Genomic DNA, 17,599 nt, shown 5'->3' on the forward strand with positions numbered 1-17,599 from the left:
TTAAACGAAATAGAATATCATGAAACAAATTCATAAAAATATAATTCTTAGCGCCGGACTGTTGTTTGCTTCTGCCGGGCTGATGGCTCAGACGGATGTGGAGAAGACTGATACATTGGCTCAGAAAGTGAATGTGGCTTTCCGCACAGTGGACCGGGCGGATTTGATGGGTGGTGTCTCGTCCGTCAATGTAGAGGAACTGACTAATAAAAGTTATTCGCTGTACAGTCTCGACAATATGCAATCTTTAGTGGGAGGTTACAACGGACAATTATGGAACATGGGCGAAGCGTTGGTATTGGTAGACGGAGTCCCTCGTGAGGCAAACAACATTCGTCCTACCGAAATAGCCCAAATCACATTCCTCAAAGCAGCGCAAGCCGTGGTGCTTTACGGTAGCCGTGGTGCGAAAGGAGTCATCCTTATCACCACGAAGCGCGGATGCGATAAAGACTTGCAGGTGAGTGCACGTGCCAATGTCGGTATCAATGTGCCTAAAAGCTATCCTAAATATCTGGCTTCTGCCGAATACATGACGTTGTATAACGAGGCGTTGCGTAACGACGGGCTGGATCCCGCTTTCTCGGATGAGCAGATTTACAACTATGCAAGCGGAAGTAACCCTTACCGTTATCCGAACATCAACTTCTTTTCCGACGACTATATTCGGAAGACAAGTCAGGACTATAACGGAGTGGCTGAGTTTTCGGGCGGCGGACGCTACGCCAACTTCTATACGAACATCGGTTATGAGAGCTCTAACGACTTGCTCAACTTCGGTGAAAGTAAGAACAACCGCAACTCGCGCCTGAATATCCGCGGTAATGTGGATTTGCGTATGAACGACTGGATCAGCGGTTGGGTAAATGCGAATGCTATCTTCTACGATTCCCGTCACGATAAGGCAGACTACTGGACTAACTCGGCTACGTTACGTCCGACAGCTCCCGGTTCGGCGCCTCTTGTACCTTTCATTCCCATTGAGTTTGTCGATAAAAACGATGCTGCTTCGTGGACGTTGATCAACAATAGCAATTACCTTATCGACGGCAAATATCTATTGGGAGGTACGCAGTTGAACATGACGAATCCTTTTGCTGCCATGTATGCGTCCGGTTATCAGAAAGCTACTTCACGTCGTTTCCAGTTTGATGCGGGAATCAACCTCGATTTGTATAAAGTACTGAAAGGATTATCATTCCGTACACAGTTCTCCGTAGACTACGGAACTTCTTACATCACTTCTATCGACGACGACTATGCAGTGTATGAGGCCTCTTGGAACAATGCTTTCGGAGGCGACCGTATTACTTCATTGACCAAGTACAATATGGACAAGCATACCGGTACGCAAAATGTATCGGGCAGTACGGAGTATCAGACCATTTATTTCTCTGCACAGTTCGGCTATCAGAACACTTTTGCCAACAATCATCATGTGAATGCATTGTTGTTGGCTCAAGGCAGTCAGCAGACTTATTCGGGTACCTACCATCGCACCAGCAATGCCAACTTGGGTTTGCAACTCGATTATAACTATGCCGGTAAGTATTACGCCGATCTCAGCATGGCGGCGGTTCATTCCGCTAAATTGCCCGAAGGCAACCGGGTAGGGCTTTCTCCTTCGTTTACGTTGGGATGGCGTCTTTCCGAAGAGGGTTTCCTCAAAGATGCCGACTGGCTTGATAACCTGAAACTGACGGCAGGCTATAGTGTGCTTAATCAGGATTTGGATATCAGTGATTACTACATGTATGCTACCAAGTTTACACAGGCAGGTACATGGTGGGGATGGAGCGAGGTAAACAACTCGATGCAGACCACCGACTTCCTGCAAGGTGGAAACCCCGACCTCGGCTACATCAAGCGTAAGGAATTTACGGTAGGACTGGACGCTTCTCTTTGGAAGGGATTGGTGAGACTTAATGCCAATTACTTCGTGACCAATACCGAAGGATTGCTGGCGCAGCCCCAAAATTATCCCTCTTATTTCCAGACTTACTATCCGAAGTCCGATATGCGTCCTTATATCAACATGAACAACCAACGTCGTACAGGTGTGGACTTGAGTGTAAACGTGGGCAAAAAGCACGGCGACTTTGAATGGAATGTGGGTCTTGTGGGTATGTACTACACCTCTAAGAACACCAAATGGGACGAGAATGTGAAATATGACTGGCTGAAAGCCGAAGGTGAGGCGATTGATGCTTTGCGCGGATATCAATGCATCGGATTCTTCAAAGATGCTGACGATGTGGAAAGATCGGCAAAGGTGAATGCTAATACCAAACCTGGTGATTTGAAGTATGTAGACCAGAACAACGACGGTGTCATCAACGAGCAAGACCAAGTGGTATTGGGCAAGTGGGGTGCTTCCTGGGTGATGGGTCTGAACCTGACTGCCAAATACAAAGGCTTCACATTGTTTGTGGCAGGTACCGGATCGTTTGGTGGCAAAGGACTGAAGAATAACAGTTATATGCACGTGTATGGCGATCGCAAATATTCTGAAGTGGTTCGCGGACGCTGGACGGAAGAGACGGCAGATATCGCCACATACCCGCGTCTCACCACACAAGGTGGCGACCTGAACTTTGTGGCTTCCGACTTCTGGTTGTACGACACTTCACGTTTCGATTTGAACCGTGTTCAATTGTCTTACGACTTCCCGGCTGCCATGCTGAAAGGCAAACTTGTGAAAGGTTTACAAATCTATGCCAACGGAACAAGCCTGTTGACCTTGGCGAAGGAGCGTAAATATATGGAGATGAATGTAGGGACTTCTCCCCAATGCCGTTCGTACGCACTGGGTGTAAAGGTAGACTTTTGATGGGTCTCTCGTTGTAGAATATAAAAATATAGAATAAATAAGTCATGAAGAAAATTATAACAATATGTGCCTTTGCCGCTTGTCTGACCGGATGCGATGACTTGTTCGAACCGGCTATCGAGAACAACCTCGGACTGGAATATATGTACGAGAATTCGCAATATGCCGAAGGAATACTGGCAAATGCCTATACACGCATACCTTGCGCAGGCTATTCTTTCAACGACGTGGCTACCGATGACGCTGTGAGCAATGATGCGGAAAACAGCTGGCGTAAAATAGCCTCCGGCATGTGGACGGCAAACAACAATCCTGCCGACCGTTGGACTTCCTGCCGTTCCGCCATACAATACATCAATCTTTTCCTTGCCAATGCCGACAAGGTGAAATGGGCGACAGACGAAGTGGTGGCGCAGATGTTCTGCGACCGTGAGAAAGCGGAAGCCTATGGCTTGCGTGCCATGTATATGTATTACCTCCTCGAAGCTCATGCGGGCTATACCGAAGACGGTGTGTTGATGGGAGTACCCATCTTGACCGAACCGGAAGCAGCCGGATCCAACTTCAATGTGCCCCGCAGCACATTTGTAGACTGCATGAAGGCGTTGAAAGAAGATGCCCGGTTGGCACTCGAAGGATTGCCTTGGGAATATGGTGACGCAGCGGAAATGCAACGCTTGTCTGCTAAATATGCAGGAGCAGACCAAGGCAAAGTCACCCGTGTGTTTGGCACAAACTTTATCGGGCGTATGTCCGGAAAGGTGGTGGAAGCGTTTGTGGCAAAAGCGGATTTGCTCGCTGCCAGTCCGGCATATAGCGACCAGTCAGGCATTGATTGGAAAACGGCTGCTGCCAGTGCTGCAAAGGTACTGAATCATATCGGAGGGGTAGACGGTATGGATCCTACCGGATGGACATGGTATTGCAATGCGAACGATATTGAAAACCTTAGTCCAACCGAATCACCTGCTGAAATTCTGTGGCGTGGCGAACGTGCCAAATCCCTCTCACTCGAAGAAGATAACTTCCCGCCCACACTCTACGGTAACGGACGTATCAACCCAACTCAAAATCTGGTGGATGCATTCCCGATGCTGAACGGTTATCCAGTGTCTCTGTCCGACGAATATGATGAAAATCTTCCGTACGCCAACCGTGACCCGCGCTTGGCAGCATACATTCTCTATAATGGTGGCAAGGCAGGCAATACGAATAAGGAAATCTTTACGGCAGCCGACGGAACTACCAATGATGCGCTGAACAAGGTGGTAGGACGTTCTACCCGTACCGGATACTATCTGCGCAAACTGTTGCGTCAGGACATCAGCCTCGACCCGAATGCAAAAGCCGACCAGTATCATTACACACCGCGCATCCGCTATACCGAGATATTCTTGGCGTATGCCGAAGCGGCAAATCAGGCGTATGGTCCGCAAGATAAGGGCGGCAACGGCTATTCTGCTTATGACGTGATGAAAAAGTTGCGCCACCGTGCCGGCATTGGTCGCGACAATGGTGATGCTTACTTGGAATCCATCAAGAACGATCAGGCGAAGATGGCGGAACTTATCCGCAACGAACGTCGCATCGAACTTTGTTTCGAAGGTTTCCGTTTCTGGGATTTGCGCCGTTGGAAGAGCAATCTGACCGAAGCTGCCAAAGGGATGAATATCAGTGGAACCCGTTATACTCCGATGGAGGTAGACAAACGCTCGTTCAGTGAGTATATGTATTACGGTCCTATTCCTTATTCGGAAGTTCTTAAGTATGACGAACTGAAACAGAATAAGGGTTGGTAAACCGATAGTGTAAATTTAATAAAATGCTAAAGCATACTATGATTATGAATAAGACAATAATGAAATGCATGGTCCTTGGCTTGTTGTTTGCCGGCTGTGAAAACGGAGACAAAGAATTCGACGACTACGAATATCAGACCATCAGTTTTGCTACTCAGACTCCTATACGCACCATCACATTGGGCGAAGATATATATCCTACCGAACAAGACAATGAATATCGGATGCAGATCATCGCTACATTGGGCGGTGTGTGGTCAAACCGCCAAGAGCGCACGGCACAGATTGTTATCGATGAAAGTTTGTGTGCCAATGCTTATTTCGATAATGGCGAGCCGATACGTCCAATGCCTAAGGAGTATTATACCTATTCTTCGGAACAAGTGGTATTTCCCAAAGGAGACATTTACGGACGTATGGACATACAGTTGACCGATGCCTTCTTCAACGATCCTCTTGCGCCCGAACTCACCTATGTCATTCCGGTACGGTTAGCACAGGCTTCAGACTCTATCTTGTCGGGCAAACCTAAAGTTGAGTCTCCCAATCGCTTGAATGCGGCAGACTGGGACGTGCTTCCCAAGGACTATGCGCTTTATGGGGTGACTTACAAGAACAAGTATGAGGGCACTTGGTTGAGTCGTGGCACGGACCAGCTCGACATTAATGGCAACACTTCTACGCTTAACCGTAACCCGCAGAATATAGAGAAAGCAGACTTACGTACATTGGGAACTATTGCCCTCAACAAAGTGCGTTATCCTCTTTCGCTTTCGGTGGATGTGGTGAATGACAAAGGCGAAGCTTCCAAGCAAACGTTGACAATGGACTTGGTGATAACGGTTGACGACAACGGCAATTGCTCCATCACTACCGACACGCCGGGGGCTCAGGCAAGCGGTTCGGGCAAGTGGACCTATCATGGTGCCAAGAAAGCGTGGGGCGACAAAGACCGCGACCTGTTCGAACTGACCTATGAAGTGACCTATGCGCCTTATGTGTTGAATGCTGTGACCGGTGAAATGGGTACTGCCAAATGTAGCAGCACGGATGCGCTGGTGTCACGCGACAGACAGAGCAAATTCGAAACTTTTAACGTGAAGTTGAAGTGAACCGCAATCTAAACAATTCAAAAAAAACTACATGAAGATGAATAGAAAAAATAATATGGTATGGGGCACGTTGGTAGCAGCTTTGCTGGCTTCTTGCGTGGATACCGAGATTGCCGATGTCACGGTGGCAAAACCGGAGTCGATAGCGCAATACGAGTATCTGAATGATTATGCCCCGCTGAAATCGTACATAGACCGTGCAGCTAATCCCGATTTTAAATTGGGATTAGCGTTGGCAGCCAACGAATTTATCGAAGGAGGATTGGTATTTCGTTTAGCGGAAGCCAACTTCGACGAAGTGACCGCAGGCAACGCGATGAAATATGCTTCGTGTGTGAACGATAAAGGAGAGATGAATTTCGAAACTGTGGATAAATTTGTCACTGCCGCCCAAGCTGCCGGAATTACTATATATGGACATACGTTGGCTTGGCACGCACAGCAGAATAATAAGTATTTGAATTCTTTGATTAAAGACAAAGAATTGCCGCCCGCTGTAGGAGAAGGAAATTGCTTGCATATCAATACTCCTGAAGCGAAGGCGAATCCATGGGATTGGCAAAATATCTATGATTTGGAATCTCCTCTTTTACAAGGGCAATCTTATGTATTCTCTATGAGAACCAAGGCTTCATCAGCTGTGACATTTCCGCTTTGGATAGAAACACCGAATGCTGGTAATACACATTATGGCATACCACAGATTTCAGCCGGAACTACATGGAGCACAATAAGCATTGAATTTACACCTAATAGCGATTGTTCTCGTTTGTTATTCAGTTTCGGACAGTTTGGAGGAGATCTTTGGTTTGATGACATGGTGCTGGTTGAAAAAGGTTCTGAGCAAAATATGATAAAGAACGGAACTTTTGAAGAAGGAAGTCTGCCTTCTAATTGGTCTAAACCAAGTTGGCATGTGCATTCTTATTCAATTATACCTACACCGGGAGACGCGGCGGTTATGATACTTGTTAGTGTGGCGTCTTATGATTTTTCAAATAATACTCCTTTGGATGGATGGGGAGACGGTATGACGCTAAAAGTTGAAGATGGGGTGTTTGTCATAGAACTTTCTAATCCGGGTAACAGCTGGACAAAACAAATATGTCATGAAACGAAAGTTCCTTTCGAAAACGGACAGACATATAGTGTATCGTTGAAGATAAAAGGAACTGTAGCAGGCAATATTGGGTTAGCTTTTCAGAATCCTGACCCCGATAAGGGGTATCCTAATTGTGGTAATTTCCCGGATATACCGATTACTACGGAATGGAAGGAAATAACTGTTAAAACGACCTGTAATGGCGAGGATGCATTGCACTTATTATGGAGTGTCGGTGCATATGAAGGGACTATTTTTATGGATGATATCGATATATTTTATGAAAAATCAGCCAATTCTATTCCTCTTACTCCCGAAGAGAAAAAAGAAGCGCTTACTTTGGCAATGAACAATTGGATTGAAGGAATGATGAAAACTACTGGTGGTTACGTGACTACTTGGGATGTAGTGAACGAAGCTATTTCAGGTGATGGCAATGACGGTGAAGGTTTCTATGTCTTGCAGTCTGCTTCTAATGCCGGTGCTGACGATGTTAATAATTTTTACTGGCAAGATTACTTGGGTAGTGAAGATTATGTTCGTATTGTTGTAGCTGCCGCCCGTAAATATTATGCAGAAAACGGTGGTGTTAAACCTCTCAAACTTTTCATCAACGATTACAATCTGGAATCCACTTGGGATGACAATAAGAAAGCCAAGAGCTTGGTACACTGGATAGAGAAGTGGGAATCTGACGGTGTGACAAAGATTGACGGTATCGGTACACAGATGCACGTATCTTACAACGCCGATGCTGCTAAACAGCAGAAGCAAGAAGAATGTGTAGTGAATATGTTTGAAATCTTAGCCAAGAGTGGCAAACTCGTGAAAGTATCCGAGCTGGATATGGGATATGTGGATGAAAGCGGCACTGTGGTGTTGACAAAGGATATGACAGAAGAACAACATAAAGCGATGGCTGAATATTATAAGTTTATCGTGAAGAAATACTTCGAGATTATTCCTGTGGCACAGCAATACGGCATCACGCAGTGGTGTGCTACCGATGCTCCCGGTGCCCCCGGTGATTCTAACTGGCGTGGCGGTGAACCTGTAGGTTTATGGGATTCCAACTACAACCGTAAGCATACTTATGCCGGTTTTGCAGACGGATTGGCTGGTAAATAATGGGGTTTTGTGAGAAAAGGCAGCGGGGCGAATTGTATCCGCTGCCTTTATTGTTTTAATGCATATTTTTGCAACAACTATGTAATATCAACATCATATATGAAAAAGATCATTTATTTGCTGGCGTGGATAGGCTTGGCTTTGGCGTCTTGTTCGGACGAAAGCTCTCTTCCTATACAACCGGAGATTCCTGCCGAACCGGAAACACCCAAGGACGAACCGGCTCCGGAGAAAGACTACCATCAGTTGCCGGTGTTGCACGTAGAGGGGCGCTACCTTAAAAACGAAAAGGGCGAGACGGTCAATCTTCATGGATTTACACAGACCTACAGCCCCTTTTTTAACGACAACGCATGGACTAACTATGATGTGCAGTCGTGTCTTAGCTATAACAAACGTATGGTAGACGGGATTGTGGCTGCCGGATGGAAGTTCAACTTCGTGCGGATGCATCTCGACCCTTATTGGAGCGATGATACTTCAAAGCCGTTTGTACGATACGAAGGACACGAACGCTTTTCCGAAACCCGTTTCCGCAAGTATCTCGACGAACTGTTTGTGCCGATGGCGGAGTATTTCGTATCTAAGGGAATGTATGTGGTGATGCGCCCGCCCGGGGTATGCCCCAACGAAGCTCCTTATCAGGGAATAGAGGTGGGCGATAGCTATCAGCAGTTCCTGCTTAACGTGTGGAACATTGTTTCGCAACATCCCAAAGTGAAGAACAATACGGACATCATGTTCGAACTAGCCAATGAGCCGGTCAACATAAAAGGGACCGACGGGGTCTATGGCAGCACCTCCGATGCCTGCTTTGCCAATGCAAAGATTTACTTCCAGTCCATTGTAGACAAGATAAGAAGCCATTGCCGTAATATCATTTGGGTGCCGGGCTTAGCTTACCAGTCGCAGTATGCCGGATATGCCACCCACCGCATCGAGGGCGATAACATCGGCTTTGCGGTGCACTGCTATCCCGGATGGTATGGCAGCGATGCCGAAAAAGACAGTGGCGAGGGAATCGGCTCTTCCACCGGTGGAGGCTACGAGTCCTTCCAGCGCGGATGGGATAAGCAAGTAGGTCCGGTGGCGGCGATTGCCCCCATCATGGTGACGGAAATAGATTGGGCACCTTTGAAATACGATGCTACTTGGGGAAAAAGCATCACAGGCGAAGCCGGTGGCAAGGGTTTCGGCGCCAACTTCAAGTATATAGCCGACAATGCGGGAAATGTGTCGTGGCTCTTTTTCACTACAAGAAGCCACGAACTGGCAGCGTTTAAGGACGTGCCGGGTACAGAGGGCAACTATACGTTCCTCAACGATCCCGAAGCCTGTCCGTGGGCAATGTATCATTGGTTCAAGGAGTATGCCGAGGGAGTGACTGTCAATGGCGAGCCCGAGAGACTGGAACTGATGGGCGAGCAGGCGACACGCTCGTTGCAGATGGGAGGAGTGCACTACCTGAAAGTAAAGGCAGTGTATAAAGACGGCACCTCGCGAATGGTGACTGCCGAGGCGACTATCAATAGCTCGGACGAACAAGTGCTGAAGGTGGAGCCGACTGGCAAACTGGTGGCAGTGGCACCAGGTAATGCTACGGTAACGGTGACTTACCGCACAACAGCGGGAAACAGCATGCAACAAACATTGCAGGTGACGGTGGTTTCGCCTTTTGTGCTGACGGAAGACGTGTTTGACCCTTCGATATGGGAAGAAGGTACCTTTGACGAAACGACCCGCACCTTGGTGACAGGCGCATGGGGCTTTGGCGGATGGAAATACCCCGGCGGACTTGACTTGTCGGGCTATCGGAGGCTGACCGTGGAATTGGGCAACGACAACGAGTGCGGTGTCTCTTTCCGCCTTTTTGACAAGGACAACTATTGGTCGAAGCCTGCCACCTACGATTTCGGACAGGCACGCAGCGTAGTGGTAGATTTGCAGCAGATGAAAGATGCTGATGGCAATAGGGTGGACCCGTCGCACCTCTACATTGTCGGGTTCTGGTCGAATGGTGGCAAGCCGATTGTGATAAGCAGCATAAAGTTGGAATAAATATAATATAGAAAGATAGTAAATGAAGAAGTTTTTATTGTTGAGTTGTTTGTTGTGTGCAAGCCTTTGCGCGGTTGCACAGGATGCAAACTTTTACATTTATCTGTGCCTGGGGCAGTCCAACATGGAAGGCAATGCCCGCTATGAAGCACAAGATACGCTGGTGGATGCACGCTTCCAAGTGTTGGCGGCGGTAGACAATAAAGAGTTGGGACGCGTGAAAGGCGAATGGTATCCCGCCCGCGCTCCGCTGTGTCGTCCGAACACCGGGCTGACACCGGCTGATTATTTCGGACGGACCTTGGTAGAAAACTTGCCCCCGCATGTGCGCATCGGAGTGGTGCACGTGGCGATAGGCGGGTGCCGGATCGAGCTTTTCCAGAAAGACAAATGCGAGGAGTATATCAAAACAGCTCCCGACTGGATGGTGAACACGCTGAAAGAGTATGACAACGACCCGTATACCCGTTTGGTGGAGATGGCACGCATTGCACAGAAAAGCGGTGTGATAAAAGGGATACTTCTGCATCAGGGTGAGTCGAACACCGGTGACAAGGAGTGGCCCCAAAAGGTGAAGAGCGTATATGACAACCTGCTTGCGGACCTCCATCTGCAGGCTGACGAAGTGCCTCTGATTGCCGGTGAAGTGGTGAATGCCGACCACGGTGGTGTTTGTGCAAGCATGAACGAGGTAATTGCTATGCTACCGCAGGTGATAAAGAACTGCGCTATTGTCTCCTCCAAGGGGTTGAGCTGCGCTCCCGACCATCTTCACTTCGATGCTGCCGGTTACCGGGTGCTGGGACGCCGCTATGCGGCACAGGCACTCCACCTGATGGGCATTGAACTTCCTTCGCCCGATGATGTGTGGAAGCACACAGTGGCAGCCCCCACCAATATGCACGGCAGCGACTTCCCTCGTGTCGACAAGGACAACCGTGCTTATTTCCGTTGCTATGCTCCCGATGTGAAACGCTTGCAGGCAGACGTCTGCGGCAGGAAGTATGAGATGGCAATGGACGAGCATGGCTGGTGGAGCGTGAAGACCGACCCGCTGCCGGTGGGATTCCACTATTATTTCTTGTTGGTAGACGGATTCAGGGTGGTAGATCCCTCTTCGTGTACCTTCTTCGGTTGTTGCAGCATGGCGAGCGGCATCGAGATACCCGAAGGGGCGGAGGGCGATTACTACCGCCCGCAGCAAGTGCCGCACGGGCAAGTGCGCTCCTGCACCTACTATTCAGAAGCGAAGAAAGAGTTTCGTCGTTGCATGGTGTACACACCGGCAGAGTATGAGTCTCACCCCAAAAAACGCTATCCGGTGCTTTACTTGCAGCACGGCATGGGAGAAGATGAAACCGGCTGGAGCACCCAGGGATATATGCACTACATCATGGACAACCTGATAGCTGCCGGCAAGTGCGTGCCCATGCTCGTGGTGATGGATAGCGGAGATGTGGAGACTCCCTTCGTGCCGCGTGCGGGGAAAGATGTGAACGAAGAGCGTGCGCTTTACGGTGCTTCTTTCTATGATGTCATTCTGAAAGACCTCATTCCGATGATAGACCGTACATTCCGCACCAAGACCGACCGCGAACACCGTGCGATGGCAGGCTTGTCGTGGGGAGGACACCAGACATTCCAAACAGCGTTGCCGCGTCTCGATATGTTTTCCTACATTGGCGGGTTTAGCGGGGCGATTTTCGGGCTGGATGTGAAAACGTGCTTCGACGGTGTGTTTGCCGATGCAGGTAAGTTCAACAAGAAAGTGCATTATCTCTTCCTCGGCTGCGGAACGGACGAACAGATGGGCACGAAGCAGTTGGTAAAGTCTCTCCGCGAACTGGGCATCAACGTGGCTTATTATGAATCGCAAGGCACCGGACACGAATGGCTCACATGGAGACGCTGTCTGAAAGAGTTTGTTCCACACTTGTTTAAACATTGAAAATGATATGAATCTGAAAGCAAAACTTGTGGCGGCATTATTGCTGCTTGGAGGTGCTCTACCTCATGGGGCAGGAGCGCAAAATCCGTTTGTGCAAACCTGTTATACATCGGATCCCGCCCCTATGGTGCATGATGGCACATTGTATGTCTATACAGGACATGATGAAGATAAGGCTGATTTTTTCTGGATGCAGGAATGGCGCGTGTATTCTACCAAAGATATGGTGAACTGGACTGACCATGGTTCTCCTCTTGCTATTGAATCATTTACTTGGGCGGACGACCGTGCCTGGGCGGCACAATGCATCGAACGTAATGGCAAATTTTATTGGTATGTCTGTTTGCACTCTAAACTTTCCAATACGATGGCAATCGGTGTGGCGGTAGGCGATTCGCCTGTCGGTCCTTTTAAGGATGCCATCGGTAAACCCCTTTATGATGGGAGCTGGGATTATATAGATCCTACCGTATATATAGATGATGACGGCCGTGCTTATCTGTATTGGGGAAATCCGAATATCTATTATGCAGAATTGAATGAAGATATGATTTCTTTGAAAGGTGAAGTGGGCAAACTGGAACAGACTGTTGAGAGCTTTGGTGCACCCAATCCGGAAAAGCGTGTCAAAGATGTGAAGTATAAAGATACTTATACAGAAGGTCCATGGTTTTATAAACGGGAAGGAAAATACTATCTTCTTTATGCTGCCGGAGGTGTACCCGAACATATTGCCTATTCTATGAGCGACGGACCTCTTGGACCGTGGAAGTATATGGGAGAAATCATGCCTTTACAAGATACGGGCTCGTTTACTAACCATTGTGGAGTGATAGACTATAAAGGCAATTCTTATTTCTTCTATCATACGGGTAAGCTGCCGGGTGGTGGAGGCTTCGGGCGAAGTGCGGCGGTGGAGCAATTTAAGTATAACGCTGACGGTACTTTCCCGATTATTAATGCTACCCGGGAAGGGGTGTCACCGGTAGGCACGCTCAATCCTTACGAAAGGGTGGAAGCTGAAACAATCGCTTTTTCTGAAGGTGTGAAGTCCGAACCCAATGCGAAAACCGGTATATATATATCTGAAATTCATAATGGAGATTATATAAAGGTACGTGAAGTGGATTTCGGCAATAAATCTCCCAAACGGTTCACTGCTACCGTTGCCAGTGCCCTTCGTGGCGGGACACTTGAAGTACGTACAGACAGCATAAGCGGACCATTAATTGCGGAACTGACTATTCCTTCAACGGGTGGTTGGGAATGCTGGAAAACATTGCAGGCTGATATTGTAAAACCGGTCACAGGAATACAAGATATTTATTTTGTATTCAAAGGTCGTAAAGGCTGCAAACTGTTTAACTTTGATTGGTACAAGTTTAACAGATAAACATGCCAGAGAGCAGTTGGGTTACTCTTCTTTTTTACTCAACTGCTCTTTCATATACATTGAAGGCGGAACTCCATATAGCTCTTTAAATGTAGTCGAAAAATTATTCGGGTCGTTGAATCCTGTCAGCATAGCAATCTCGGAGATTGTATGCTGCTTTTCAGACAGTAAGCGTGCGGCTTCTTTCAATCGTATGTTGCGTATAAAATCACGGGTTGTCTGGTTGGTGAGTTCTTTGAGTTTGCGGTGCAGGTGCACGCGGCTTATACCTACCTCGTTGGTAATCTGCTCGATGGTCAAGTTCGGATTGCTTATATTATCATTGATCACTTTCATGACACGTTCCATCAACTTTTCATCGGGTGATTTCACTTCTAGTTTCTGAACCTTGTTCTCCAGATTTTGCTTGCCTGCAAATACTTTGCGCAACTGCTGCCGTGTATTAATCAGATTTTCTACCGTCTTTTGCAGAATTTCGATATTGAATGGCTTCATGATATAGGCATCAGCTCCTGTATTCAGACCTTCGAGGGTGTCTTCTTCCCTCGTTTTTGCGGTAAGCAAAATGACTGGGATATGGTTGAGGTTTACATTCTGCTTGATTTTCCGGCATAAGGTAAGTCCGTCCATTTCGGGCATCATGATGTCACTAATGATTAAATCCGGAGCCTTTTTAAATATTTGCTCTAATGCTTCTTTACCGTTACGGCTTTCCATGATGTGAAATTTGTCTCCAAACTCCTGCGCTATATAATTTCGGATTTCCTCGTCGTCTTCTACAATTAATACGTGATATTTAGTTTTTACTCTGACTTTCTTTTCTTCCTCATTTTCTATAATGGGAGAGATGACAGGAACAGTTGGTATGGTTACTGTTACCTTTTGCTCATTGTTGTCAACTTCTTCAGGGCGTAGATGCTTGTTACCCAACGGTAATCGGATAATGAAACGGCAACCCGGTTGTTCTTTATTATTTTCTACATAGATAATTCCATGATGCAATTCCACTAATGAACGAGTCAGATGTAGTCCTATTCCTGTTCCGCCTTTCGGATTCTGTTGGCTGTTACGTATCTGATAGAAACGATCGAAGATACGTTCTTTTTCCTGTTCATCGATGCCTGTTCCGGTATCCGCGATAATTATTTCGGCATATTGTTTCAAGGGATCGGGTAGTGTATTATCTTCCCCCGTACGGATGGTAATATCTATATTTCCTTTTTCGGGAGTAAACTTGAAGGCATTAGACAGAATATTCAGGATAATCTTATCAAAATTACTTGTGTCTACCCATACATTCAGTTCCGGGAGCGTACGGTGAAGTTGTAGCCGGATATTTTTTGTATTTGCCTGTTGACCGAAAGTTGTACATAAATCCTCTATAAAAGGAATAATATTGGTCTCCCGGAACATCAGGAACATTTGTCCTTTATCAATTTTCCGAATATCCATTAGCTGATTGACAAGATTCAGAATACGTTCCGCATTTCTGTAGATAATATGATATATTTTCAGGCGTTCATTATCCTCTTCATTCTTAATCAGTTTTTGTAGAGGGCTGATGATTAGAGACATCGGAGTGCGTATCTCATGAGAGATGTTGATAAAGAACTGCAGTTTTGCTTCATTGATTTGTTCGGCATGGATATGTTGCAGCATTTCCTGATGCATTCTGTACCGATGTCTGATTTGAAGAATAATGATAAATATAATGGTCAGTAATAATAAAGAGTAGATAACTTTAGCCCACCATGAAGCATACCATGCAGGAGATATAAAGATGGTAATTTCCTTTATATTTGAATACACAGTGTTGTCTTTTGCTCTGATTTTAAAGTTATAGGTGCCGGGTTTCAGATTGCTGAATGAGATACGGTTTACACCTTTGGGCAGGCTAATCCATTTTTCATCGTTGATAGAATAAAGGTAGTTGATGTGTTCGGGGGCATTTAATTCCAGAGTGGCAAACTCGATACTGAACACATTGTCTTTATGGGATAGATAAAACTCTTTTGCGTTGAATACGGGGCAGTTGATAATATTGTGAATACCGGATTTCATTCCTTTTCTAACCGGATTGTTATGTAGGAAAAAGTCGGTAATCCGGATATTCCATGTTTTTGCCGGATTGATAATGTCTTGCGGATTGAAATAGGTGATACCATTCATTCCGCCAAACCAGATAATGCCTTGTTTATCTTTGAAGGAGGCATTCTTGTAGAACTCATTTCCCTGTAATCCGTCGCTGACATAATAATTGATAAATTTGTTGTTTTTCTTTTGGAATTGGGAAATTCCGGCATTGGTGCTTATCCAAAGAAAATCTTTTCCGTCTCCTTGTATGGCGTATATTGTATTACTGGGCAATCCGTCGGCAGTCGTATACGTGGTTAGTTCTTTTGTTTTTTTATTCCAACCGGATAATCCTTCGGAACTGCCCAGCCAGACAACTCCGTCGGCATCTTCAAAGATTGAATAAATAACATTTTGTGAGAGTATCTTATGACTTTGAAAATCAGGACTGTCGAGGTCTATGCAGTTGACACCGTCATAAGTTCCGACATACAGTTTGTTATCATCGGAATAGTGCAGGCAACCTATCCATTCGTTGATTAGAGATGTCTGAGATTGTACGGAGGTAAATTCTTTCGTTTTCAGGTCATAGTAGAACAAACCGAATCCCATTGTTGCAATCCAAAGACGCTTGTTTTTATCTTCTGCAAAGTCGTATACACGTTGTATGTAGTTGTTGTTCTTATCTACCAGTTTGTATTGGTAATCGCACAATCCTGTCTGTTTGTTCAGCTTTCCCATGCCGTTGATAAAGGAGCCGACCCAAATGTTGTACTCGGAATCTTCATATAGTTTTATAACTGTTGAAGGCACAGAATGAGGGTGATTAGTATGTGAGAAATGTTTAGCCGGTTCTAACTTTTCTGTCAGGGCATAAATTCCGTCATTGTCTGTTCCTACCCATAACATACCGTTGTTGTCTTTACAGAATGAGGTTATACAACTGGAACCGATCATGTTTTTATCCATGGATTTATGGCCTATATACTTGAAACTGTTTGTTCGGGCAGGTATCTGCATGACTCCTTTCTGATAAACAGCCAACCATAAGTTACCGGAATTGTCTTTTAGGATGGAATGTATTTTTGAATTTTTGGATGGAAAATAGTTGTTGTCAAAATTGTAATCGGAGATTTCATGAGTTTGGTTATTGTAGACACTCATACCTTTACCGTCAGTGCCGATATATAATTCATTTTGTGGTCCGGAGTAGAGGAAACAGATAGGAAGTTCTCTCTTTTCTTTAAAATCAACAGGTATAAAGGAGTCTTGTCTTTTGTTATAGACGAATAGTCCTTTTCTCATACTTCCTACATAAATATTCCCACGTGAATCTTCACATATACTTTTGACATATCCGTTGTCTTTTGATAAATATAAAGTAAGTTGGTTATTAGAATCAAGACGATATACTCCTTCTTCGTCTTTGGCTATCCAGACATTCTGTTTCTTGTCTTCAATCATAAATCCAGTTGATGTGATGGGAATATCAATTTTTTGAACAGTCAACTGGTAATCTTTGATATTCAACCTGCACAACATATTTCCGGATGCCCATATTTCTCCATTTCTCCTTTCGATAAAGGAGACAATATTGCTTTCAAATATTTCTCCGTTGTCTTCCCTTATTGCAGGTGAGGTAAAATTGTCCGTGGCAGGATCATACATTTGAATTCCCATATATGTGCCGATAAACAAATGACCTTTGCTGTCTTCAAAAACAGTACGGACAAAATTGTGGGCTAACGAATGTTCATTATTGGGCTCATGTTTGTATATGGTAAATTTAGCACCGTCATAGCGGTTCAGGCCATCTTCTGTTGCAATCCAAATGAAACCGTTCCGGTCTTGATATATGTGATTAATCAGACTACTGGAGAGTTCTTTGTCAGTAGTGAATAACTTAGGAGATTGCCCGTTGCATAACAAAGAAAACAATAATAATAGAAAAGTCAATACATTTCTCATAGTTGATAGATCGTTGTTGGTAGTACAAAGAAAACTAAAAACCTACATATAACCTAATAAAAGATGAATATTTTCATTAGGCTTCGGGGGTACAATCGGATGTTGTAACATCGTTGGTGAATAATGTAACATGAGAAAAGATTTACCTACCACCCCGTCCTTCGGGAAACCGAAGGACGGGAAGCTAT

8 protein-coding genes are annotated in these 17,599 nt (G+C 45.8%); 7 read left to right on the forward strand and 1 reads right to left on the reverse strand.

All coding sequences use genetic code 11. The features are described from left to right. Positions 1–19: 19 nt before the first annotated feature. The 7 genes from CLIN57ABFB40_RS15065 to CLIN57ABFB40_RS15095 all read left to right on the forward strand — a co-directional run bounded on the left by CLIN57ABFB40_RS15065 (position 20) and on the right by CLIN57ABFB40_RS15095 (position 13,370). Positions 20–2,830 carry a SusC/RagA family TonB-linked outer membrane protein gene (locus tag CLIN57ABFB40_RS15065; RefSeq protein ID WP_175630857.1) on the forward strand — a complete coding sequence of 937 codons (2,811 nt, stop codon included), beginning with the start codon at positions 20–22 and terminating at the stop codon, positions 2,828–2,830. A 44-nt stretch (positions 2,831–2,874) separates the two neighbouring features. Next, positions 2,875–4,629: a RagB/SusD family nutrient uptake outer membrane protein gene (locus CLIN57ABFB40_RS15070; RefSeq protein WP_175630858.1), complete on the forward strand. Its 1,755-nt coding sequence runs from the start codon at positions 2,875–2,877 to the stop codon at positions 4,627–4,629. A gap of 44 nt (positions 4,630–4,673) precedes the next feature. Continuing rightward, on the forward strand, positions 4,674–5,741 hold the full coding sequence (locus tag CLIN57ABFB40_RS15075; protein ID WP_254871790.1) for a DUF5627 domain-containing protein: 1,068 nt from the start codon (positions 4,674–4,676) through the stop codon (positions 5,739–5,741). A 37-nt stretch (positions 5,742–5,778) separates the two neighbouring features. Beyond that, positions 5,779–7,971 (forward strand): endo-1,4-beta-xylanase, encoded by a 2,193-nt coding sequence (locus CLIN57ABFB40_RS15080; RefSeq protein ID WP_254871791.1) that lies wholly within the window; start codon positions 5,779–5,781, stop codon positions 7,969–7,971. 99 nt (positions 7,972–8,070) lie between these two features. Continuing rightward, a complete protein-coding gene (locus tag CLIN57ABFB40_RS15085) occupies positions 8,071–10,029 on the forward strand; it encodes a cellulase family glycosylhydrolase (protein WP_175630859.1) in 1,959 nt (652 codons plus the stop codon). A 22-nt stretch (positions 10,030–10,051) separates the two neighbouring features. After that, positions 10,052–11,977 carry a sialate O-acetylesterase gene (locus tag CLIN57ABFB40_RS15090; protein WP_175630860.1) on the forward strand — a complete coding sequence of 642 codons (1,926 nt, stop codon included), beginning with the start codon at positions 10,052–10,054 and terminating at the stop codon, positions 11,975–11,977. 7 nt (positions 11,978–11,984) lie between these two features. Continuing rightward, positions 11,985–13,370 (forward strand): glycoside hydrolase family 43 protein, encoded by a 1,386-nt coding sequence (locus CLIN57ABFB40_RS15095; protein ID WP_175630861.1) that lies wholly within the window; start codon positions 11,985–11,987, stop codon positions 13,368–13,370. A 21-nt stretch (positions 13,371–13,391) separates the two neighbouring features. On the opposite strand, the gene CLIN57ABFB40_RS15100 is transcribed toward CLIN57ABFB40_RS15095, so the two are convergent. After that, positions 13,392–17,411, reverse strand: a complete 4,020-nt coding sequence (locus tag CLIN57ABFB40_RS15100; protein ID WP_175630862.1) for a two-component regulator propeller domain-containing protein — start codon at positions 17,409–17,411, stop codon at positions 13,392–13,394. Positions 17,412–17,599: the final 188 nt, after the last annotated feature.

This window comes from Bacteroides acidifaciens, from assembly GCF_903181435.1.
In the GTDB taxonomy this organism is placed as follows: domain Bacteria; phylum Bacteroidota; class Bacteroidia; order Bacteroidales; family Bacteroidaceae; genus Bacteroides.